At 70.1% G+C, this 21,626-nt stretch carries 20 protein-coding genes; 12 read left to right on the forward strand and 8 right to left on the reverse strand.

Translation table 11 applies throughout. The annotated features are described in order from the left end of the window. Positions 1 to 3 precede the first annotated feature (3 nt). Positions 4 to 627, forward strand: a complete 624-nt coding sequence (locus Dfulv_RS00690; RefSeq protein ID WP_259860645.1) for a hypothetical protein — start codon at positions 4 to 6, stop codon at positions 625 to 627. Between the two features lie 96 nt (positions 628 to 723). Beyond that, positions 724 to 1,176 (forward strand): PH domain-containing protein, encoded by a 453-nt coding sequence (locus tag Dfulv_RS00695; RefSeq protein ID WP_259867308.1) that lies wholly within the window; start codon positions 724 to 726, stop codon positions 1,174 to 1,176. A gap of 29 nt (positions 1,177 to 1,205) precedes the next feature. Here the strand turns inward: Dfulv_RS00695 and Dfulv_RS00700 are convergent, their stop codons facing one another. Further along, positions 1,206 to 3,185, reverse strand: coding sequence for a SpoIIE family protein phosphatase (locus Dfulv_RS00700; RefSeq protein WP_406567985.1), 1,980 nt, complete (start codon positions 3,183 to 3,185; stop codon positions 1,206 to 1,208). Positions 3,186 to 3,267: 82 nt separating this feature from the next. Between Dfulv_RS00700 and Dfulv_RS00705 the strand changes: the two genes are divergently transcribed. Together Dfulv_RS00705 and Dfulv_RS00710 are read left to right on the forward strand one after the other, a co-directional pair. After that, complete coding sequence (locus tag Dfulv_RS00705) at positions 3,268 to 7,665, forward strand: HAMP domain-containing protein (protein ID WP_259860647.1); 4,398 nt, start codon at positions 3,268 to 3,270, stop codon at positions 7,663 to 7,665. Between the two features lie 31 nt (positions 7,666 to 7,696). Continuing rightward, positions 7,697 to 8,275 carry a response regulator gene (locus Dfulv_RS00710; RefSeq protein WP_259860648.1) on the forward strand — a complete coding sequence of 193 codons (579 nt, stop codon included), beginning with the start codon at positions 7,697 to 7,699 and terminating at the stop codon, positions 8,273 to 8,275. Between the two features lie 7 nt (positions 8,276 to 8,282). On the opposite strand, the gene Dfulv_RS00715 is transcribed toward Dfulv_RS00710, so the two are convergent. After that, complete coding sequence (locus tag Dfulv_RS00715; protein ID WP_259860649.1) at positions 8,283 to 8,609, reverse strand: STAS domain-containing protein; 327 nt, start codon at positions 8,607 to 8,609, stop codon at positions 8,283 to 8,285. Between the two features lie 101 nt (positions 8,610 to 8,710). Between Dfulv_RS00715 and hemL the strand changes: the two genes are divergently transcribed. From hemL to ccsB, 6 genes are read left to right on the forward strand one after another with little or no spacing between them, the layout of a single operon-like run. After that, the gene (hemL, locus tag Dfulv_RS00720; protein ID WP_259860650.1) at positions 8,711 to 10,036 is read left to right on the forward strand and encodes a glutamate-1-semialdehyde 2,1-aminomutase; all 1,326 of its coding nucleotides are present in this window, start codon (positions 8,711 to 8,713) and stop codon (positions 10,034 to 10,036) included. Next, positions 10,033 to 10,677, forward strand: a complete 645-nt coding sequence (locus Dfulv_RS00725; protein WP_259860651.1) for a histidine phosphatase family protein — start codon at positions 10,033 to 10,035, stop codon at positions 10,675 to 10,677. Before hemL ends, Dfulv_RS00725 begins: the two co-directional genes overlap by 4 nt. 4 nt (positions 10,678 to 10,681) lie before the next feature. Then, entirely contained in the window at positions 10,682 to 11,224 is a 543-nt protein-coding gene (locus Dfulv_RS00730) for a TlpA family protein disulfide reductase (RefSeq protein ID WP_259860652.1), read from the forward strand. Between the two features lies 1 nt (position 11,225). Beyond that, entirely contained in the window at positions 11,226 to 11,969 is a 744-nt protein-coding gene (locus tag Dfulv_RS00735) for a cytochrome c biogenesis CcdA family protein (RefSeq protein WP_406567910.1), read from the forward strand. A 29-nt stretch (positions 11,970 to 11,998) separates the two neighbouring features. Further along, positions 11,999 to 13,549 (forward strand): cytochrome c biogenesis protein ResB, encoded by a 1,551-nt coding sequence (gene resB / locus Dfulv_RS00740; RefSeq protein ID WP_259860653.1) that lies wholly within the window; start codon positions 11,999 to 12,001, stop codon positions 13,547 to 13,549. Next, positions 13,549 to 14,514 carry a c-type cytochrome biogenesis protein CcsB gene (gene ccsB, locus Dfulv_RS00745; protein ID WP_259860654.1) on the forward strand — a complete coding sequence of 322 codons (966 nt, stop codon included), beginning with the start codon at positions 13,549 to 13,551 and terminating at the stop codon, positions 14,512 to 14,514. Before resB ends, ccsB begins: the two co-directional genes overlap by 1 nt. A gap of 6 nt (positions 14,515 to 14,520) precedes the next feature. Here ccsB and Dfulv_RS00750 read toward each other — a convergent pair whose 3' ends face one another. The 3 genes from Dfulv_RS00750 to Dfulv_RS00760 form a co-directional block, all read right to left on the reverse strand. After that, the gene (locus Dfulv_RS00750) at positions 14,521 to 15,282 is read right to left on the reverse strand and encodes a maleylpyruvate isomerase family mycothiol-dependent enzyme (protein WP_259860655.1); all 762 of its coding nucleotides are present in this window, start codon (positions 15,280 to 15,282) and stop codon (positions 14,521 to 14,523) included. A 157-nt stretch (positions 15,283 to 15,439) separates the two neighbouring features. Continuing rightward, entirely contained in the window at positions 15,440 to 16,342 is a 903-nt protein-coding gene (gene mqnP / locus Dfulv_RS00755) for a menaquinone biosynthesis prenyltransferase MqnP (protein WP_259860656.1), read from the reverse strand. Beyond that, positions 16,339 to 17,799, reverse strand: coding sequence for a menaquinone biosynthesis decarboxylase (locus Dfulv_RS00760; RefSeq protein WP_259860657.1), 1,461 nt, complete (start codon positions 17,797 to 17,799; stop codon positions 16,339 to 16,341). Before Dfulv_RS00760 ends, mqnP begins: the two co-directional genes overlap by 4 nt. Before the next feature lie 76 nt (positions 17,800 to 17,875). On the opposite strand from Dfulv_RS00760, the gene Dfulv_RS00765 reads away from it, so the two are divergent. Then, complete coding sequence (locus Dfulv_RS00765; RefSeq protein ID WP_259860658.1) at positions 17,876 to 18,511, forward strand: UbiX family flavin prenyltransferase; 636 nt, start codon at positions 17,876 to 17,878, stop codon at positions 18,509 to 18,511. Here the strand turns inward: Dfulv_RS00765 and Dfulv_RS00770 are convergent. Then, a complete protein-coding gene (locus Dfulv_RS00770; protein ID WP_259860659.1) occupies positions 18,474 to 18,701 on the reverse strand; it encodes a BldC family transcriptional regulator in 228 nt (75 codons plus the stop codon). The genes Dfulv_RS00765 and Dfulv_RS00770 overlap by 38 nt on opposite strands. A gap of 186 nt (positions 18,702 to 18,887) precedes the next feature. Here Dfulv_RS00770 and Dfulv_RS00775 point away from each other — a divergent pair, with 186 nt between their 5' ends. After that, entirely contained in the window at positions 18,888 to 19,343 is a 456-nt protein-coding gene (locus tag Dfulv_RS00775) for an Lrp/AsnC family transcriptional regulator (protein WP_259860660.1), read from the forward strand. Positions 19,344 to 19,650: 307 nt separating this feature from the next. Here the strand turns inward: Dfulv_RS00775 and Dfulv_RS00780 are convergent, their stop codons facing one another. Further along, positions 19,651 to 20,256: a putative glycolipid-binding domain-containing protein gene (locus Dfulv_RS00780; protein ID WP_259860661.1), complete on the reverse strand. Its 606-nt coding sequence runs from the start codon at positions 20,254 to 20,256 to the stop codon at positions 19,651 to 19,653. A 70-nt stretch (positions 20,257 to 20,326) separates the two neighbouring features. Then, positions 20,327 to 21,613, reverse strand: coding sequence for a DEAD/DEAH box helicase (locus Dfulv_RS00785; protein WP_406567986.1), 1,287 nt, complete (start codon positions 21,611 to 21,613; stop codon positions 20,327 to 20,329). Between the last annotated feature and the right edge of the window lie 13 nt (positions 21,614 to 21,626).

The raw sequence follows: 21,626 nt of genomic DNA on the forward strand, positions 1-21,626 counted from the left end.
GCCGTGAGCCACGCCGCTTCGCCCTTCCGTCGCCCGGACGCCACCGGCATCTCGTCGGTCGACACTTCCTCTGCCGTCACCGAGGTCTTGACCCCGGTGACCGACGAGACCCGGGTGACCGACGAGTCCCCGGTGACCGACGAGGACGAACTCCTCGCGCCGCCGGTCGACGACGACCTCAACGCGCGGATCGCCAAAGCGGCACCGCGCCGGCTCGCCAACCGCGCCACGGTCGTGCTGGCCGGCCTGGCCCTGCTGGTCGCCGGGTTCGTGGCGGGTGCCCAGGTCCAGAAGAGCTACGGCCAGGCACCGGCGGCGAGCGGCCCGGCCGGCGGCGTCAACCCGGCGGCGTTCCCGAGCGGCTTCGCCGGCCGCAACGGCGCCCAGGGCGGGGCACAGGGCGGCCAGGCCCGTGGCGGCATCACCGGCACCGTGAAGCTGGTCGACGGCACCACGGTCTACGTCGAGACCGCCGACGGCCAGACGCTCATCGTCAAGACCAGCGGTACGACCACCGTCTCCACCCCCGGCGCGCTGAAGGACCTGACCGCCGGCTCGTCGGTCACGGTCGTCGGCCAGAACACCGACGGCACCGTGAACGCCACCTCGATCACCAAGACCAAATAGCTCGTTGCCCGGGTTTGGGAGGCACCACAACTGCAAGATCAACGCGGGTGGGAGTGGGAGCGGGGCGCCGGGCGGGTGCATGCTGTGCGAGTGGAGATGCGCAGCGGAGCCTGGTCCGAGCCGTCGGCGCCGACGGCGACGAGCGCCGCCTGGCGGGTGTCGCCGGGGTTCGCGGCGCTGAAGTGCGCGGTGACCGTCGTGCTCGTCGGGGTGGCGGTGTTCCTCGCCGGCGACCCGCGGGCGCTGACCGCCGCGATCGTGGCCGCTGTCGTCGCCGGGGGCTATGCGCTGCGTGACCTGCTCGTCCCCGTCCGGCTGGCCGCCGATCCGCACGGAGTCACGGTGATCAACAGCTATGCGGGCCGCCGCCGGCTCGACTGGGGGCAGATCGAGCGGATCCGGGTCGACTCCCGGACCCGGGCGGGGTTGCGGACGGAGCTGCTGGAGATCGACACCGGCGACCACCTGCACCTGCTCAGCACGTACGACCTGAACGCCCACCCCGGCGACGTCGCCGACGAGCTCCAGCGCATCCGCGGCCTGGCCTAGATCCACCGGCAATCGGATCGTGAAGGCCCTTAAGCGTCGTTGCGCACCGCGAAGATGGCGATGTCATCGCGTGGCGGCTCCTGCGAATAGCTCAGCGTGCGGGCACGCAGGCGGGCCACCACCACGTCGGCGGGGAAGCCGGCCAGCGCGCCGGCCTCCTCGCGCAGCCGGGCGACGCCGAAGAGGTTGGTGCCGCGACGGCGCTCGGTGACGCCGTCGGTGTAGAAGACCAGCGTGTCGCCGGGGTGGAGGATGACCTGCGTGCGTGGCGTGTTGATCACGTCCAGCAGGCCGAGTGCCGTGCCGCACGTGCCGACCAGTTCCGTCTCCCCGTCGGCGCGCATCAGCACGGGCTGGTCGTGGCCGGCCAGGTGCAGGGTCACGTCGAGCGTGCCGTCCTGGCGGCGCATGACGAGCGCCAGGCAGAGCGTGCAGAAGCGGCCGGCGCCCCGCTCCAGCAGGGTCTCGTTGAGCCGGACCAGCGTCTCCGGCAGCGGCCGGCCGTCGCGCACGAGGACCCGGGTCACGTCACGCACCAGGCCGGTGACGGTCGCCGCCTGCACGCCTTTGCCGGAGACGTCACCGACGACCACCAGCCAGCGGCGGCTGGAGAGCGGCACCACGTCGTAGAAGTCGCCGCCGACGTCGACGCCCTCGCCGGTCGGCACGTATTCGGCGCCGAACTCCACGCCTTCGGCCTTCGGCAGCTGAGGCGGCAGCAGCGAGCGCTGGAGCGCCTGGGCGATGTTGCGCCGCTCGGCGTGGATGTTGGCGTTGTCGAGGGCCAGGGCGGCCCGGCGGGCGACGTCCTCGACCACCGCCACCTCCTCGGTCCGCTGCCAGGTGTCCCGCCCGCCGCCGACCGTCAGTGTGCCGAGGTGCTGACCGCGTGCGATCAGCGCGACGACGTATCCCTCCAGGGGAATGCCGAGCGGTACGACCGCATCGGTCCCCATCGCCTCCTTGAGCTGCGGCGTGGCCTGGGCCAGTGAGTCGAGCAGGTCGGTGAGCATCGTCTCGTCGGCGTGTGCGGCCGCGGCCAGGCGCAGCTCGCCGCCCGCGTCCGCGGTGTGGATCGCGCACCACACGCCGAGCCGCGGGACGACCAGGCGCGGGATCAGCGCGAGGGTCAGCTCGACGTCGAGGGACTGGGCGAGCAACTCGCTGGCGTCGGCGAGGAACGTCAGCCAGGTGCGCCGCTCGGAGTCGGCGCGGCGCAGCCGGTGGTTCTCGACCAGCAGTGTCAGCTTGTCGGCGGCCAGGGCGACCAGCGGCCGCCCATACGGGTTGCCGCCCGCGCCGGCGACCAGCAGCTCGGCCCGCCACGGCCGGGTGAGCTGCAACGGCACCCGCCGTCCGCCGTCCGCCGAACCGGTGAGCCGGCCCACGGCGGCGACCGTGTGCGGGCCGTCGCCCTCGTCGACGGTCAGCGCTGCCCCGGTCGCGCCGCTGACCTCACACAGCCGCTGGAGCAGATCCTCGGCGGCCTCGGTGAGGGTCGCGCCGGCGCCGCTCGGCGCGGCCAGCTCGGCGAGCCGCTCCGGGCTGGGCCCGGCCTGCGCCGACGGCAGCTCGAACATCGGCGGGGTGAACGGGCCCGGCGGGGTGGCCGGCCGGTCGAGCCGGAACCAGACCCCCTTGCCGCCGGTGAACTGCAGCGTGCCCCACGCGGTGGCCAGCTGGTCGACGAGCAGCAGGCCGCGCCCGCGCTCGGCCAGCTCGGGGCCGGAGTCGGTGTCGGCTTGCACAGTGAGTTGTCCGGGTTGGAAGTCGAGCACCGCTACCGTCAGTGACGTTTCGGTTGCGGTGATCTCCAGGTCGACCTCGGTGCCGGCATGCACGACGCTGTTGGTGGTGAGCTCGGTGACGAGCAGCAGCGCCTCGTCGAGAACCGCACCCAAGTCCCGTTCATGCACGATCGTCCGGATTGCTGCGCGCGCCAGACCCGGAGAGCTATGGTCGGCCGGTAGCCGGAGCCTCCGGACGGTCTGGGTTGTCACACCTCGCAGTCTCTACTGAACGGTGGTAACAATCCAAGCTGACGAACGACGATGGGTGGACCGCCTGCCCCCGAGAACCGGTGGAGACGACATGGCCAGAGTCGATGAGGTCACCCAGTCGAGTGTTTCCTCTTCCTCACCTTCCTCACCCGAGACGCTGCTGCTGCAGGAGCTCTCCGACGCGCTCGACTCCCTGGCGGCCGGCGACCTGACGATCCGGCTCAACCGGCGCGACGGGCTCCCCGGTGAGGTGGTCGAGCGGTTCAACCGGCTGGCGGAGATGAAGCTGCGCCACACCCGTGAGCTGCTGCGTATCAGCCGCGTCGTCGGCCGTGAGGGCCGGATGACCGAGCGGCTCGACGAAGAGGGCTTCGAGGGTGCCTGGCTCGACCGCATCCACGCGGTCAACTCCCTCATCGACGACCTGGGGCGCCCGACCACCGAGATCGCCCGCGTGATCGTCGCCGTCGCCGAGGGCGACCTCACGCAGCACCTGGCGCTGGAGATCGACGGCCGGCCGCTGCGTGGTGAATTTCTCACCATCGGCCGCACGGTGAACACGATGGTGGATCAGCTGTCGTCGTTCGCCGACGAGGTCACGCGGGTGGCTCGTGAGGTCGGCACCGAGGGCAAGCTGGGCGGTCAGGCGCAGGTCACCGGCGTCGCCGGGACCTGGCGCGACCTCACCGACTCGGTGAACTCGATGGCGGCCAACCTCACCGGCCAGGTCCGCTCGATCTCGTCGGCGGCGACGGCGGTGGCCCGCGGTGACCTGTCGCAGAAGATCACGGTGAGCGCCAAGGGCGAGATCGCCGAGCTGTCCGAGACGATCAACTCGTTGGTCGACACGCTGCGGGTCTTCGCCGAACAGGTGACCCGGGTGGCGCGTGAGGTCGGCACGGAGGGCAAGCTGGGCGGCCAGGCGGACGTGCCCGGCGTGGCCGGCACCTGGAAGGACCTCACCGACAACGTCAACTCGATGGCGTCCAACCTGACCGGCCAGGTCCGCAACATCTCCCAGGTCGCGACGGCGGTGGCCCGCGGTGACCTGTCGCAGAAGATCACCGTGGCGGCGCAGGGCGAGATCCTCGAGCTGAAGGACACCGTCAACACGATGGTGGATCAGCTGTCGTCGTTCGCCGACGAGGTGACCCGGGTGGCGCGTGAGGTCGGCACGGAGGGCAAGCTGGGCGGTCAGGCGCAGGTCACGGGTGTGGCCGGGACCTGGCGGGACCTGACGGACAACGTGAACTTCATGGCGTCGAACCTGACGAGCCAGGTCCGTAACATCGCCCAGGTCGCGACGGCCGTGGCGCGTGGTGATCTGTCGCAGAAGATCACGGTCGATGCGCGGGGCGAGATTCTTGAGCTGAAGTCGACGGTGAACACGATGGTGGATCAGCTGTCGTCGTTCGCCGACGAGGTGACCCGGGTGGCGCGTGAGGTCGGCACGGAGGGCAAGCTGGGCGGTCAGGCGCAGGTCACGGGTGTGGCCGGGACCTGGCGGGACCTGACGGACAACGTGAACTTCATGGCGTCGAACCTGACGAGCCAGGTCCGTAACATCGCGCAGGTGTCCACGGCGGTCGCGCGTGGTGATCTGTCGCAGAAGATCACGGTCGATGCGCGGGGCGAGATTCTTGAGCTGAAGTCGACGGTGAACACGATGGTGGATCAGCTGTCGTCGTTCGCCGACGAGGTCACGCGGGTGGCGCGTGAGGTCGGCACCGAGGGCAAGCTCGGCGGTCAGGCCCAGGTGCGCGGCGTCGCCGGCACCTGGCGCGACCTGACGGACAACGTGAACTTCATGGCCTCCAACCTCACTGCCCAGGTCCGCAACATCTCCCAGGTGTCCACGGCGGTCGCGCGTGGTGATCTGTCGCAGAAGATCACCGTTGACGCGCAGGGCGAGATCCTGGCCCTGAAGTCGACGGTGAACACGATGGTGGATCAGCTGTCGTCGTTCGCCGACGAGGTCACGCGGGTGGCCCGTGAGGTCGGCACCGAGGGCAAGCTCGGCGGTCAGGCCCAGGTCAAGGGCATCTCGGGCACCTGGCGCGACCTCACCGACAACGTCAACTCGATGGCGTCCAACCTGACCAGCCAGGTCCGCAACATCGCCCAGGTCACCACCGCCGTGGCCCGTGGTGATCTGTCGCAGAAGATCACGGTCGACGCGCACGGCGAGATCCTGGAGCTGAAGAACACCGTCAACACGATGGTCGACCAGCTGTCGTCGTTCGCCGACGAGGTGACCCGGGTGGCCCGTGAGGTCGGCTCCGAAGGCAAGCTGGGCGGTCAGGCCCAGGTGCGCGGCGTCTCCGGCACCTGGCGCGACCTCACCGAGAACGTCAACCAGCTCGCCTCCACGCTGACCACCCAGCTGCGCGCCATCTCGCAGGTGTCCACGGCGGTGACCCGCGGCGATCTGACCCAGCGGATCGCGGTCGAGGCGCTCGGCGAGGTCGCCGAGCTCAAGGACAACATCAACCAGATGATCGTCACCCTGCGCGAGACCACGAAGAAAAACGCCGAGCAGGGCTGGCTGGACTCCAACCTGGCCCGCGTCGGCGGCCTGCTGCAGGGCCAGCGGGACCTCGGCGAGGTCTGCCGCATGATCATGGCCGAGGTCACTCCGCTGGTCGACGCGCAGATCGGCGCGTTCTTCCTGACCGGCACCGATGCGGTGTCCGGCCTGCGACTGCGGCTCGAGGCGTCGTACGGCTACGTGGCACCCGGCACCGAGGTCTCCTTCGCACCCGGCGAGGGGCTCATCGGCCAGGCGTCGCTGTCCCGACGTGCGATCCGGGTGAGCGCGCCGCCGGACGACCGGCTCAAGGTCCGCTCCGGCCTCGCCGCCACCCCGCCGGCCGACCTCGTCGTGCTGCCGGTGCTGTTCGAGGGCGAGCCGCTGGGGGTCATCGAGTTCGCGAGCGTCTCGCCGTTCTCCGAGCTCCACCTCGCGTTCCTCGACCGGCTCGTGGTGACCATCGGTGTCGCGCTCAGGACGATCCTCGCCAACCGGCGCACCGAGGAACTGCTCTCGCAGTCCCAGCGGCTGGCCCTGGAGCTGCAGGACCAGTCGGCGGAGCTTCAGCGCACCAACGCCGAGCTGGAGGAGAAGGCGACGCTGCTGTCCGAGCAGAAGGGCAACATCGAGAAGCAGAACCGCGAGATCGAGATGGCCCGCCTCGGCCTGGAGGAGAAGGCGCAGCAGCTGGCGCAGGCGTCGCAGTACAAGTCGGAGTTCCTCGCCAACATGAGCCACGAGCTGCGCACGCCGCTCAACTCGATGCTGCTGCTCTCCCGCCTGCTGGCGGACAACCCCGACAACAACCTCGCCGCGAAGCAGATCGAGTTCGCGGCGACGATCCACAACGCCGGCTCCGACCTGCTGGCGCTGATCGACGACATCCTCGACCTGTCGAAGATCGAGGCCGGGCGCATGGACGTCGAGCCCGGTGAGGTGTCGTTCGACGAGATCTGCGCGTACGTCGAGCAGGCCTTCGCCCCGCAGGCGGAGGACAAGGGACTCGACTTCAACGTGTGCACCGACCCCGCGCTGCCGCCGGCGATCGTCACCGATCCGCAGCGGCTCCAGCAGATCCTGCGCAACCTGGTGTCCAACGCGGTGAAGTTCACCGACCACGGCTCCGTGACGCTGTCGATCGGCGTCGCGGCGCCCGAGATCGACTTCAACTCGCCGACCCTCGCCGGCGCACGGCGCGTGATCGCCTTCGCCGTCAACGACACCGGGATCGGCATCTCCGACGACAAGGTGGCGCTCATCTTCGAGGCGTTCCAGCAGGCGGACGGTACGACCAGCCGCAAGTACGGCGGCACCGGCCTCGGCCTGTCGATCAGCCGTGAGCTGGCCCGGCTCCTCGGCGGCGCGATCGGCGTGACGTCGGAGGTGGGTCGTGGGGCGACGTTCACGCTGTACCTGCCGGACGTCATCGCCACCGAGGTCACGCCGACCGTCCACGCGGTTCCGGCGCCGTCGGTGACCGCGCCGACCCGCGGCAGCCTGCCGCCCGGCCCGGCGATGCTGCGTCCGTTGCCGAACCAGGAGCACCGCCCCACCGCGGCTGCCCACCAGCTCGACGGCGCCACGGTGCTCATCGTCGACGACGACGTCCGCAACGTCTTCGCGCTGACCAGTGCTCTCGAGCTGCATGGCATGACGGTGCTGTACGCGGACAACGGCGCCGACGGTGTGCGTATCCTCTCCGAGCACCCGAACGTCGACATCGTGCTGATGGACGCGATGATGCCCGACATGGACGGCAACGAGACGACCAGAGCGATCCACCGGAACCGTCGTTTCGCCAACCTGCCGGTCGTCTTCCTGACCGCCAAGGCCATGCCGGGCGATCGGGAGTCGTCGCTGGCCGCCGGGGCGAGCGACTACATCACCAAGCCGGTCGACCTCGACGAACTGCTGGACGTGATGGCGGCGTGGGTCAACGGCGAGGGCAGGGCGGTGTAGTTTTGGGAGATTCGTGGAAAGGGGACCGTCCTTGACAGGCCCGGATCGTCCGGCAAAGGTGCTGCTCGTCGATGATCGGCGGGACAACCTGCTTGCCCTGGAGGCGATCCTGCAGGGCCTGCCGGTCCAGCCGGTCAGCGCCGAGAGCGGTGAAGAGGCGCTCAAGCACCTGCTGGTGGACGACTTCGCTCTGATCCTGCTCGACGCCCAGATGCCCACGATGGACGGCTTCGAGACGGCGCAGCACATCAAGCGCCGCGAGCGGACCCGCCACGTGCCGATCATCTTCCTCACGGCGGCGGACCGCGACTCCCACCTGGCGTTGCGCGGTTATGCCGCGGGCGCGGTGGACTATTTGACGAAGCCCTTCGACCCGTGGGTGCTGCGCGCGAAGGTCTCCGTTTTTGTCGAGCTCTGGACGATGACCCAGCAGTTGGCGGCCCAGTCCGAGCAGGTGCGCCTTCGCGAGACCGAGCTGCGGGCGGCGGGCGTGGCGGTCGACGAGGCCACCGCGCTGCTGAAGGCGGCCCTGGCCGCCGACGGCGAGCTGGGCCGGGCCCAGGTGGAGAAGGCCATGGCCGCATTGGCGAAGGCCCGCGCCCGCCTCTGAGTGGCGGCTATGCGGTTTCCTGGATCATCAGCGCGCCGCGCAGGCCGGTGATGTCCAGGACGCGGATGAGGAAGGCGCCCACGTTGACGAGGACCAGGTAGCTCTGCGCCATCGTGGCCTTCCGGCTCAGGACCACCAGCGTGCCCAGGCCCTGGGAGTCACAGAACGTGACGCCGGCCATGTCGAGCACCACGCGGGCCGGGGGCTCGGAAAGTACCTCATCCACCGTCGCGGCCAGGCGTGGCACCGTGGACATGTCGATCTCGCCGGTGAGGGACACCACGGTTTCGGTCGGGGCGCGCCGCACGGTGACGGAGAGATCGGGCCGATCCACGAAGACAGCCTATATGTGGTCGGCGCCCGCAGTGGTGTCGGGCACAGGGTGGCGAGGGCGGCTCGGCGACGTTACCGAGCGGCTGTCAGAATGGGCAGGCTGTGACCGATTCTTACTCTGTCGGCCTCGGCCCTTATGCGGCTGACGCGCCGGCTTCGCAGGCATTGTTCGACCGCGCCCAGGCCATCGTGCCGGGTGGGGTGAATTCACCTGTCCGGGCGTTCCGGGCGGTTGGCGGCACCCCGCGCTTCATGGTCGGCGGCGAAGGCTGCTGGCTCACCGACGCCGACGGCCGGCGCTATGTGGACCTCGTCTGCTCCTGGGGCCCGCTGATCCTCGGCCACGCGCACCCGGAAGTCATCGACGCGATCACCTCGGCGGCGGCACACGGCACGAGCTTCGGCACGCCGACGCCCGGCGAGGTCGTCCTGGGCGAGGAGATTGTCGCCCGGACGCCGGTCGAGCAGGTCCGCCTCGTCAACTCAGGCACCGAGGCGACGATGAGCGCGCTGCGGCTCGCCCGGGGATACACCGGCCGGGCCAAGGTCATCAAGTTTGCCGGCTGCTACCACGGGCACGTCGACGCGCTGCTCGCCGCCGCAGGGTCCGGGTTGGCGACGCTCGCGCTGCCCGACACGCCGGGTGTCACCGGCGCGGCGGCGGGCGACACGATCGTGCTGCCGTATAACGACATCGCCGCCGTCGAGGCCGCCTTCGCCGAGCACGGGCCGAGCATCGCCGCCGTGATCACCGAGGCGGCGGCCGGCAACATGGGTGTGGTCGCGCCCAAGGACGGGTTCAACGGCAAGCTGGCCGAGCTCGCGCACCGGCACGGCGCCCTGCTCATCGTCGACGAGGTCATGACCGGGTTCCGGGTCAGCCGGTCCGGCTGGGCCGGGCTCGAGCCGGTCGACGCCGATCTGTGGACGTTCGGCAAGGTGATGGGCGGCGGCATGCCGGCCGCGGCCTTCGGCGGGCGGGCCTCGATCATGGCCGCGCTGGCCCCCGCGGGCCCGGTCTACCAGGCCGGCACCCTGTCCGGAAACCCGCTGGCCTGCGCCGCCGGCCTGGCCACCCTGCGCCTGGCGACGACCGAGGTCTACACGCGGCTCGACGCGACCGCCGCGACGATCAGCAAGCTGGCTTCGGAGGCCCTTGCCGCAGCGGGTGTACCGCACGTGCTGTCCACGGCGGGCAGCATGTTCTCGATCTTCTTCACCGCGTCGCCGGTGTCGAACTACGACGAGGCCAGGACGCAGGACGTCCAGGCGTTCAAGGCGTTCTTCCACGAGATGCTCTCGCGCGGTGTCTACCTGCCGCCGAGCGCCTACGAGGCGTGGTTCGTCTCGACAGCGATCGACGACGATGCGCTGGCCGTGATCCAGGCGGCGCTGCCACACGCGGCCCGGGCGGCGGCTGCCTCATGAAGACGATCGTCCACGTGCTGCGGCACGGTGAGGTCCACAACCCGGAGAAGGTCCTCTACGGCCGGCTCCCCGGCTATCGGCTCTCCGAGCTCGGCGTGCAGATGGCGAAGGCGGCGGCGCAGGCGGTGGCCGACAAGGACATCACCCACATCGTGGCCAGCCCGCTCGAGCGGGCACAGCAGACGGCCCAGCCGATCGCCGAGCAGTTCGGCCTGCCGATCGCGGTCGACGAGCGGCTGATCGAGAGTGCCAACTTCTTCGAGGGCAAGCGTGTCGGCGTCGGTGACGGCGCCCTGCGCGACCCGCGCAACTGGTGGGTGCTGCGCGACCCGATGACCCCGTCGTGGGGCGAGCCGTACACGGTGATCGCCGCGCGCATGTTCGCCGCGCTCATGGCGGCCCGCGAGGCCGCCGAGGGGCACGAGGCCGTGTGTGTCTCGCACCAGCTGCCGATCTGGACGCTGCGCCGGCACGTGGAGCGCAAGCGGCTCTGGCACGATCCGCGGCGGCGGGAGTGCAACCTGGCCAGTTACACGAGCTTCCACTTCGAAGACACCAAGATCGTGGGCATTTCGTACAGCGAACCGGCCGCGCACCTGGTGGCCATGTCGCCGTCGGCGCGCCAGGCGAAGGGCGCGTGATGCGATGAAGCGGGTCCTCGCCGTGCTGATCGCTCTGGTGGCACTGGCAGCCGTGTCGGCCTGCGGCGGCGATGCCCCTAAGAACGCGCTCGGCAGCCGCAAGATCACCGTCGACGACCGGGTCGCCGCGCCCGCCATGCGCGGCGACTACATGAGCGGCAGCGGCTCGTTCGACCTCGCCCAGCACAAGGGCCAGGTCGTGGTCATCAACTTCTGGGCGTCGTGGTGTGCGCCGTGCCGCAGCGAGGCACCGGAGCTGGAGAAGGTCGCCGCGGCGACCAAGGCCGACGGCGTCACGTTCGTCGGCGTCAACGTCCGTGACCAGCGCGACGGGGCCGCCGCCTACCTGGCCGACACCAAGCCCTCGTTCGGCAGCATCTTCGACCCGGCCGGCGAGCTCGCGCTGGAGTTCAACGTCCCGCCCAACTCGATCCCGGCGACGCTCATCGTCGACCGCAAAGGCCGGCTGGCGGCCGTGATGCGCATGGAGGTCGACCAGAAGGTCCTCGAGCCGGTCGTCCGTGACCTGTTGGCGGAGCAGGGCTGATATGGACGTCGGCAGCCTTGCGATGAGCGGGCCGCTGCTCGCCGCCGTAGCCGTGGCCGTGCTGGCCGGCCTGGCGAGCTTCCTGTCGCCGTGCATCCTCCCGCTTGTCCCGGGGTACCTCTCCTATGTCACCGGCCTGGCGGGCGCCGATCTCGACTCGGGTCAGCGGCGCGGCCGCGTGGTCGCCGGGGTCGGCCTGTTCATCGCCGGGTTCACGGCGGTCTTCATCGGGCTGATCGTCCTCGCCACCCAGGCCGCCATGTCGCTGATGATCCACCGCCGGCTGATCGAGGTGATCGCCGGCATCGTGGTCATCGTGCTGGGCCTGGCGTTCATCGGCCTGGTGCCCGGCCTCGAGCGGCAGTGGCGGATCCAGAAGCTTCCCGCCGCCGGCCTCCTCGGCGCCCCCGTCTTCGGCATGGTGTTCGCGCTGTCCTGGGCGCCGTGCACCGGACCGACCCTCGGCGCGGTGATCGCGCTCGGCTCGACCAGCGGCTCGCAGGCCCGCGCCGTGATCCTCGCGATCGCGTATTCGCTGGGCATCGGGCTGCCGTTCATCGCCGTCGGGCTGGGCTTCCAGCGGCTCATCGGCGTCGTCAAGTTCATCCGGCGCAACAGCCGCTGGGTGACCCGCATCGGTGGTGTCCTGCTGGTCCTGGTCGGGCTGGCGCTCGTCACCGGCCTGTGGAGTGAGCTGATGATCGCGTTGCAGGCCAACGTCGGCGTCGGATCGGTGCCGTTCTGATGCGTTGGGCGTACCACACCATCGTCTCCGTGAGCCGGCGCGCCTGGCGCCAGCTGACCAGCATGCGCACCGCCCTGGTGCTGCTGTTCCTGCTCGCCGTCGCGGCCATTCCCGGCTCGGTGCTGCCGCAGCGCAACGTGTCGCCGGAGCAGGTCCGGCAGTACCTGGAGAAGAACCAGGAGTGGGGCCCGACGCTCGACCGGTTCTTCTTCTTCGACGTCTACGGCTCGCCCTGGTTCTCGGCCATCTACCTGCTGCTGTTCGTCTCGCTGGTCGGCTGCCTGGTGCCCCGGTTCCGGGTGCACGCGACGGCCCTGCTGCGCAAGCCGCCGAAAGCCCCGCAGCGGCTCGACCGGCTGCCGGCCCATGCCGTGCTGCCCTCGGCCGACCCCGAGGTGGTCCGGCAGGTGCTGCGCAAGCGGCGCTTCCGCACGGTCGTGCGGCAGGACGTGGACACCGTCGAGATCAGTGCCGAGAAGGGGTACCTCAAGGAGACCGGCAACCTGGTCTTCCACTTCGCCCTGCTGTCGCTGCTCATCGGCGTGGCATACGGCTCGCTGTTCGGCTGGCACGGCAACCGCCTGCTGGTGGCCGGCAAGGACTTCGCCTTCTGCAACACGCTGCTGAACTACGACGAGCACGCCCTCGGCTCGCGGGTCGGCGAGAACGATCTGCCGCGGTTCTGCCTGCAGATGAACAAGTTCTCGGCGTCGTACCTCGACAGCGGGCAGCCGGTCATGTACAAGGCCGACATCACCGTCAAAGAGCACGGCACCACCAGCAACCACGTGCTGCAGGTGAACGATCCGCTGCGGCTCGACGGGGCCAACGTCTCGCTGCTCGGGCACGGCTACGCGCCGATCCTGCTCTACACCGACAAGTACGGCAAAACGCACCGGACCGTCGCGCCGTTCCTGCCGAAGGACCCGATGCAGACCAGCGACGGGGTGGCGACGTTCCCGGACGTCAACATCAACCCGGAGACCGGCAAGCGGGACGAGAAGGCGCAGGTCGGATTCCTCGGGATCTATCTGCCGACCGTACCGTCGGATCCCTCGCTGAACTCGTCGGCGTTCCCCGCGGAGAACGACCCCCGCCTGATGCTGCAGCCCTACCAGGGCGTGCTCGGGTTCGACGCCGGGGCGCCGCTGTCGGTCTACACCCTCGATCAACGGCAGATCGACGCCGGGCGCCTGAAGAAGTTCGGCGAACCGGTGATGCTCAAGCCGGGCGGGTCGGCGACACTGCCCGACGGCTCCAAGGTCGAGTTCCTGGGCACCGAGCAGTGGATCAGCATCTCGGTCCGGCACGACCCGGGCCAGCCGATCATGCTCTGGGGGTCGATCGCGCTGCTCGCCGGGTTGCTGGGCTCTCTGGGCGGCAAGCGGCGGCGGGTCTTCTTCCGGATCACGCCCAACGGCGCCGCGGCGGGCGGCCTGCCCCGCAGCGACTATCCCGGCTTCGCCGAGGAGTTCGCGGCACTGGTACGTGCTGTGTCGCCCCCCGCCACCGATGTCCCGGGACAGGTGGCGCAGACTGATCAGGTCGTTTCGGTGCCGGACCGTGAGGAGGTCGTTTGATGGGTGGGTTGTCCAACCAGCTGCTGGTCGTGACGATCTTCAGTTACGTGCTGGCCATGATGGCGTATGCGGTGGAATACGCGTTCGGCGGCCGCAGCGTGATCGCCCGAGCGGCGACGCGCGAGCTGGCCGGCGCCGGCGGCCCGTCGGTGACCGTCCCGGTCGAGTCCGCCGCGTCGGCCGAGTCGGCGCCGGTCGTCGCGTCCGTGGGCGCCCGCCGCGCGGGCCTCATCGCCGTCGGCATCACCATCCTCGGTTACGTCGCCCACCTGGGTGCGCTTGTCGCCCGCGGTGTGGCGGCCGACCGGGCGCCGTGGGGCAACATGTACGAGTTCGTCATGACCGCCACCTTCGTCGGCGTCAGCGCCTGGCTGGTCGTGCTGCTCAAGTGGCGCAACCTCCGCCACCTCGGCGTGTTCGTCACGCTGGTGGCCGCGATCCTCCTGTCGATCGCCGGCATGACGCTGTACGTCCCGGTCGGCCCGCTGGTGCCCGCCCTGCAGTCGTACTGGCTGGTCATCCACGTCGGCGCCGCCTCGATCGCGTCCGGCGTATTCCTCGTCGGCTTCATCACCGCAGTGATGCACCTGATCCGCACCGGGTACGACGCCGGCAAGCGCAACTTCCCGTACTCGCTGGGCGAGCGCCTCCCGCAGGCGGTCTCGCTGGAGCGGGTGACGTTCCGCGTCCACGCCTTCGCCTTCCCGATCTGGACCTTCGGTGTCATCGGCGGTGCGATCTGGGCCGAGGCGGCATGGGGCCGCTACTGGAACTGGGACCCGAAAGAGGTCTGGTCGTTTGTCGCCTGGGTCGTCTACGCCTGCTACCTGCACGCGCGCTCGACCCCCAGCGTCAGCCGCAAGGTGACGTCGTGGATCGCCGTGATCGGCTGGGCGACGATGCTGATCAACCTGTTCGGCGTCAACCTGTTCGGCGGTGGCCTGCACTCCTACGCCGGCGTCTAGCACTGCTTACTGCGTCGCCGTGACGATGCAGTGCCGCAGCTCGTCGACCGCCTCCGGGGCGCCTTCGACCGTCACGCCGCTCGGCTCGCCGGGGCTCTCCCGGTTCCACAGCCAGCGCAGCACGGCCGTCGGTGCCCCGCTGACGGTCACGTCGGCCGGGTCGTGTGCACCGTCCTCGACGGCGAACAGCCCCGGCCCGGTCCGCACCCGCCAGGCCGCGCCGTCGGTCAGGATGGCATATGTCCGGCCCGGCGAGCCGTCGAGGACGCCGGCGAAGTAACTGCCCCACTCGGCGACGCCGTACGCCACGAAGACCTTGAGCAGCTCGTCGATCCCGTCGACGGCGAGGTCGGTCGGCACGGGTGCAACCGGCTGCCCGGCCCCGAGTTCGGCGTCGATGCGGTGGATGACCGTCTCCTGCGCCATGCGCCGGCTCCAGAACCCGACGGTCTGATCCGGCGCGTACCAGGAGCCGGCCGGATCCGCGGGCTCGTGGGCGGCAAACTGGTCGAGCAAGGCCGCGTGGGCCCGGTCGAGCAGCGCGAGGGGCACTTCGTCGGCGAGCTCTTTCGGCGGCCACGGCTCGGGCTCGGCCCCGTCGCGGATGGCCAGGCTCTTGTGCAGGTACACCTCACCGACGTGGCGGGTGAGGTCGGCGACGGTCCACCCGGGACAACTCGGCACGGCCGCGCCGGGATCGATCTGCACGACGTTGCGCAGACGAGCAAAATCGCCCGCGAGGCAGTCAAGAAATCGGGCATGCTCCATGTCGACAGTTCACCACAGCCGCAGGCCGAGGTCCGCCCCGTTTGCCTGCCAGCCGCCGGCGGTGACCTGATCCAGGGAAACTTCCGGTCGTCATGGCGACACGAAGCTTCCCTGGATCATGGGACTCTCGCGGAACCCCGCTGGCCGACCACCCGGGTTACAGGCGGAGGCCGCCGAGGATCACCAGGTCGAGCAGGGCGAACACGAACAGCGCTATGCCGACGAAGCCGTTGGCCGTGAAGAACGCCCGGTTGACGCGGGACAGATCGTCGGGGCGGACGATGGCGTGCTCGTAGATGAAGGCGGCAGCCGTCAGGGCCAGCCCGATCCACCACAGCCAGCCGAGGCCGACCAGCACACCGAACCACACGAACAGCGCGAACGTCACGACGTGCGCGATCGTGGAGAGGCTGAGGGCGAACGGGACGCCGAAGCGGGCCGGCACCGAGTGCACACCGATCTCGCGGTCGACCTCGGTGTCCTGGCAGGCGTAGATCAGGTCGAAGCCGCCGATCCACAGGCCGACCGCCAGGCCCAGGACCCAGGCCGGTCCCGAGCCGCGCAGATCGCCGGTGACCGCCAGCCAGGCGCCGACCGGGCCGACCAGCTGCGCCAGGCCCAGGATGGCGTGCGGCCAGTTGGTGAACCGCTTCCCGTACGGATAGACGATCAGCGGAACGACCGCCAGCGGGGCGAGGGCCAGGCACAACGGGTTGAGCAGGGCGGCGGCGCCGAGGAACACCACCAGGGCGACCGCCGCGCCGGTCCACGCCGTGCGCACGCTGACCGCACCCGTGACCAGCTCCCGCTTGGCCGTGCGCGGGTTGCGGGCGTCGATGTGCCGGTCGATGATCCGGTTGGCCGCCATGGCGAACGTGCGGGCGCCGACCATCGCGATCGTCACCAGCAGCAGGTCGACCCAGTTGATGCGCTGGTCGCGCACGGTCATGACGGTCAGCGCCGCCAGAAAGGCGAACGGCAGCGCGAACACCGAGTGCTCGATCGCCACCAGCCGCAGGAACGCCTTGACCCGGCTCGGGGGTGCCTCAACGAGCGTCACTTGAATCCATACTCTCTCCAGCGCTTGTCGACCCGTGCCACGACCTCGGGCGACATGACCATCTCTTCCGGCCAGCCGCGATGGTAGCCCTCGGCCGGGCCCTTGCGGGTGGCGTCGATGCCCGCCTTACCGCCCCAGAACTGCTGGTAGGAGGAGTGGTCGAGATGGTCGACGGGGCCTTCGGTGAGCAGCAGATCGTGCTTGTAGTCGACGTTGCCGAACGCGCGGAATGCCACCTCGGCGTAGTCGTGGACGTCGCAGTCGTCGTCGACGACCACGATGAGCTTCGACAGGGACAGCAGGTGGGCGCCCCAGATGGCGCTCATGACCTTTTGCGCGTGCTTCGGGTAGCGCTTGCGGATCGAGACGATCACGCAGTTGTGGAAGACGCCCGCAGCCGGCAGGTCGTAGTCGACGATGTCCGGAATGAGGATCTTGAGCAGCGGCAGGAAGATGCGCTCGGTCGCCTTGCCGAGACCGTGGTCCTCCTGCGGCGGCTTCGACGTGATGATCGAGTGGTAGATCGGCTGCTTGCGGGTGGTCATGCACTCGACGTGCAGCACCGGAAAGTCCTCCACCGGCGTGTAGAACCCGGTGTGGTCGCCGAACGGGCCCTCCGGCAGCCGCTCGCCGGGCTCCAGGTAGCCCTCCAGCACGATCTGGGCGTTGGCCGGCACCTGGAGCGGCACGGTCAGGCAGTCGACCATCTCGACCCGCTCGCCGCGGAGGAACCCGGCGAACAGGTATTCGTCGATGTCGGACGGCAGCGGGGCACTCGCCGCGTAGGAGACGACCGGGTCGGCGCCGATGGCGATCGCGACCGGCAGCCGCTGGCCGAGCCGCTCGGCGACCGCGTGGTGGGCGGTGGAGTCCTTGTGGATCTGCCAGTGCATGCCGAGCGTGTTGTGGCTGTGCTGCTGCAGCCGGTAGAGCCCCAGGTTGCGCTTGCCGGTCTCCGGGTGCTTGGTGTGGGTCAGGCCGAAGTTGTGGTAGATGCCACCGTCCTCGGGCCAGACCTGCAGGCCGGGCAGCCGGTTGAGGTCCACCTGGTCGCCCTTGTAGACGACCTCCTGGCAGGGAGCGCTCTTCACCCGCTTCGGCGGCACGGCCTTGAGCTGCATGAGCTTGCCGATGCCGTCGCGGATGCCGGCCCAGCCCACCGGAAGCTCGGGCTTGGCCAGCTCGCCGATCCGGGCGCCGACCTCGTCGAGGCGCTCGACACCCAGCGCCATGGCCATGCGGCGCTCGGTGCCGAACAGGTTGATGGCGACCGGCATGTCGCCGCGTGTCGGCCGGTCGAACAGCAGCGCCGGCCCGCCGGCCCGGACCGTGCGGGTCACGATCTCGCTGATCTCCAGGTGCGGGTCCACCGGAACGGTGACGCGGTGCAGGTCGCCCGCCCTCTGCAGGGCAGCCAGGAATTCGTTGAGGTCCGCATAGGGAAAGCCGCGCGCCATGCGTCCATCTTGGCAACCCCCACCGACAGTTTCGCCGCGGGTGGGCGGTCGTGCGCCGCATGGCACAGTTGTCGGTGTGACCGAGCAGCGCAAACCGTGGGTCGTCGGGGTGTCCGGGGCGTCGGGCACGCCGTATCCGGCGGCGGTGATCCGGGCGTTGTTCGACGCCGGCGAGTCCGTCGACCTCATCGTGTCGCGTGCGGCCCGGCTGACGATCCTCGACGAGACCGGCATCTCCTTCCGTGACGCGCACTGGAAGGACGACCTGGCCGCCTGGCTGGGACGACCGCTGGACGGCGCCGATGTGGCGTTCTGGCCGGCGGGCGATCTCGCCGCCGGCCCGAGCAGCGGCTCGTACCAGGTGAAAGGCATGCTGGTCGTCCCGGCGAGCACCGCCGCGTGCGCCGGCATCGCCATCGGCCTGTCCAAGGACCTGCTGCAGCGCGCCGCCGAGGTCAACCTCAAGGAGCACCGCCCGGTCGTGATGGTGCCCAGGGAGACCCCGGTGACCCGCAGCCACCTGGAGCATCTCATCGCACTGCACGACGCGGGGGCGGTCGTCCTCCCCGCGAGCCCCGGCTTCTATTCAGCCGGTGCCGCAGCGACCGCTCAGCAGCTCGTCGATTTTGTCGCCGGCAAGGTCCTCGACGTTGCCGGCGTGCCGCACAGCCTCTTCACTCGTTGGTCGGGTGAACTCGGCCATTCCCGTTAGAGGTGTCATCGAGCCCGTCGTCACCTTCGAGCAACGCCCTCACCTCGGATTCCCGGAACCGCCGGTGTCCTCCCGGGGTTCGGATGCTGCTGATCCGGCCGGCGGCCGCCCATCGTGTCACCGTCTTCGGATCGACGCGAAACAAGGCAGCTACCTCACCGGGCGTCAGCAGACGATCTCCCGTCTCCACGGCCCCTCCTTAACCCTGGGTGGCTCGCCGGGCCCGCGCACCCCCATGCTGCGAAGCGGAAAGCACGAGTCATCCTGGGATGTACGCCCATTACAGCACCGCTCACGTGCCGTGTCCGGGAAACGAGGAAATCGCACTTCTTGGGCAATTAGCCGTGCTAAAACGCGGACCATTAGGCTTGCCGTGATGGACGCGATCGATCGTCAACTCATCGACCTCCTTCGGGAAAACGCCCGACTTCCATATGCGGAGCTCGCCCGGAAGGTCGGGCTGTCCGCGCCGGCCGTGCACGAGCGAGTCGGCAAGCTCGAGACCTCAGGCGTCATCCAGGGCTATCGAGCGGAGGTGCAGCCCGAGGCGGTCGGCCTTCCGGTCACCGCGGTCATCGGCATCGTGCAGGACAGCAGCGGCGACACCGACGGCATCCTCGCCGCGCTGCGCGAGCACCACGAAATCGAGTCGTGCTACTTCATGGCGGGCGAGGAGTCGTTTCTCTGCAAGGCCCGAGTGAAGACCATCGGCGACCTGGAGCGGCTGATCGTCGAGCTCAACCGGATCAAGGGTATCGCGCGAACACGCACAGCGATCGCGCTGTCGACCAAGTGGGAAGGCCGCCCCCAGTCGGCGATCGACCGGCCCTGACCACACGCCTGGGCCCCAGTGCCGCGGACGGCCGCCCTCCGGCCGCCGGCCAGGGAGCCGCGGTCGTCACCGGCGGCGCCCGCGGCCTGGGCCGGGCGGTCGCCACCGAGCTCACCCGCCGCGGCTATGCGGTCTGCGTCGCCGACGTGGCGGCCGACGCGGTCCATGCCGCCGCCGAGCCGCGCGGCGGCTGGTGGGCGCGGTGCGCTCGTGCGGCTCCTCGACACCTTCCCGCGCGCCTCGACGCCCCTCGCCGGTGCGATGGTCGCCCTCGGTCGCGCGGGTCAGCGCCGCCAGCTCCGGAGGCTCAGGCGAGCGTCGCCAGGTCCGGATATTCGGTGACGTAACCCTCCTCGTTCAGCTCGATGACGGCGGTGAAGTTCTCCGAGCTGTACCGCACCCGGCGGCCCTCCAGCACCTCATAGGTCTGGTCCACCGGCAGCACCGCCAGGCTCGGCAGCAGCACCCAGGCGGCCTCGATCGTCACCTGCGTGCCGGGCGCCGCTCTGTGCAGGCCCAGGCGGCGCACGGGCAGCGTGTTGGTCAGCGGGGAGTTGTAGAGGTCGACGTCGAGCACCCGGTGCAGGCGGTCCGGCTCCTCCATCCCGGCGAACGGCGCCCCGGGAAGCACCCGCTCCAGGTCGCCCTGCTCGCCGGTGGTGACTCTCCAGCGGCCGGCGGCCCGCTCCATCCGCAGGCTGCGCAGCCAGCCGGCGCCCTCGGAGGTCACCTCCAGCCGGGTGGTCGCCCAGCCGTCGTCGGTGTGCAGCTCATAGCGGCACATGTAGAGAGAGTTGTCCGCGGCGAACGCCACACCCTTGGCGTGCAGTCCCCGCCGGTCGTCAAGGGTGGCGAACTCGCCACCGGTCGTGTCGGTCCTCTGCCAGGCAAACGCTCGTGGAAGCACCGTCATGTCCGGACGGTATCCGACCGGTACGACAAAAGCGGCCCGCCGACGGCGGACCGCTCCTGCTGTCACATCCTCACCGGTGCCGGCGCGGCCGCCGATCACCGGACGAACGCGGCGCGGGCGGACGCTGCACCCGCACGGGCACACCACTGGGCTGCCGGGCCCCGGTGACCTCGGCCAGCGCCGGGTCCCCGGCGCGCACCCGCAGCTCGGTCGGGGTCACCCCGGCCTTCGCCAGCAGCGCGGCGGCCCGCCGGCGCTGACGCGGCAGCACCAGCGTCACGACCGTCCCGGCGGCGCCGGCACGGGCGGTCCGGCCGGCCCGGTGCAGGTAGTCCTTCTGGTCACGAGGCAGATCGACGTGTACGACCAGCGAGACGTCATCGATGTGGATGCCGCGCGCCGCCACGTCGGTCGCGACCAACACGTTGACCGTGCCCTCCCGGAACTCGGCGAGCGTCCGCGTGCGCACCCGCTGCGTCTTGCCGCCGTGCAGCGCACCGGCCCGCACACCCACCTTGGCGAACTGCTCGACCAGCTCGTCGACGGCGGCCTGGGTCTTCACGAACAGGATCGTGCGACCTTGACGCGCCGCGATCGAAGCGGCGATCGCAAACTTGTCGTGCGGGGGCACCAGCAGCACGTGGTGGTCCATCGACCCGACCGACGCGACGGGCGGCTCGATCGAATGGGTCACCGGGTCGACCAGGAACCGCTCGACCAGGGCGTCCACGTCCTTGTCGAGCGTCGCGGAGAACAGCAGCCGCTGTCCGGTGGCGGGCGTCTGCGCCAGGATCTCGGTGACCTCGGGCAGGAAGCCCATGTCGGCCATCTGGTCGGCCTCGTCGAGCACGGTGATCTCCACCGCGTCGAGCCGGCAGGAGCCGCGCTTGATCAGGTCGCCGAGCCGGCCGGGCGTCGCGACGAGCACGTCGACGCCGCGCTCCAGGGACCAGATCTGCCGGTCGTAGGGAACACCGCCGACGGCCGTCTTGCAGAACAGGCCCAGTGCCTTGGCGAGCGGGGTCAGCGCGTCGTTGACCTGCATGGCGAGCTCACGCGTCGGCACGAGCACCAGCGCCTTCGGCAGGTGCGGCCGCGCGCGCCCGGCGGCTGCGAGCCGGGCCAGCATGGGCAGGCCGAACGCGAGCGTCTTGCCCGAGCCGGTGCGGCCGCGACCCAGCACATCACGGCCGGCGAGCACGTCGGGCACGGTCGCGGACTGGATCGGAAAAGGTTCGGTGATGCCCTGTCTGGCGAGCACACGCACCAACTTGGCGGGCAGGCCGAGACCGGCGAAACCGTCTTCGGGGGTTTCAACGCGGTCTTCGGTGGCATCAAAAAGCGAGGGGAACGAGATGGGGTCAGCGAGC

It is taken from the genome of Dactylosporangium fulvum (assembly GCF_025137375.1).
In the GTDB taxonomy this organism is placed as follows: Bacteria; Actinomycetota; Actinomycetes; order Mycobacteriales; family Micromonosporaceae; genus Dactylosporangium; species Dactylosporangium fulvum.

Excerpts from the sequence above, each read along its gene's own strand:
- Dfulv_RS00730 (WP_259860652.1), top strand. The coding sequence starts at position 10,682 with ATGAAGCGGGTCCTCGCCGTGCTGATCGCTCTGGTGGCACTGGCAGCC.
- Dfulv_RS00750 (WP_259860655.1), bottom strand. The coding sequence starts at position 15,282 with ATGGAGCATGCCCGATTTCTTGACTGCCTCGCGGGCGATTTTGCTCGT.
- Dfulv_RS00775 (WP_259860660.1), top strand. The coding sequence starts at position 18,888 with ATGGACGCGATCGATCGTCAACTCATCGACCTCCTTCGGGAAAACGCC.
- Dfulv_RS00725 (WP_259860651.1), top strand. The coding sequence starts at position 10,033 with ATGAAGACGATCGTCCACGTGCTGCGGCACGGTGAGGTCCACAACCCG.
- Dfulv_RS00705 (WP_259860647.1), top strand. The coding sequence starts at position 3,268 with ATGGCCAGAGTCGATGAGGTCACCCAGTCGAGTGTTTCCTCTTCCTCA.
- Dfulv_RS00735 (WP_406567910.1), top strand. The coding sequence starts at position 11,226 with ATGGACGTCGGCAGCCTTGCGATGAGCGGGCCGCTGCTCGCCGCCGTA.
- Dfulv_RS00695 (WP_259867308.1), top strand. The coding sequence starts at position 724 with ATGCGCAGCGGAGCCTGGTCCGAGCCGTCGGCGCCGACGGCGACGAGC.
- Dfulv_RS00780 (WP_259860661.1), bottom strand. The coding sequence starts at position 20,256 with ATGACGGTGCTTCCACGAGCGTTTGCCTGGCAGAGGACCGACACGACC.
- ccsB (WP_259860654.1), top strand. The coding sequence starts at position 13,549 with ATGGGTGGGTTGTCCAACCAGCTGCTGGTCGTGACGATCTTCAGTTAC.
- Dfulv_RS00760 (WP_259860657.1), bottom strand. The coding sequence starts at position 17,799 with ATGGCGCGCGGCTTTCCCTATGCGGACCTCAACGAATTCCTGGCTGCC.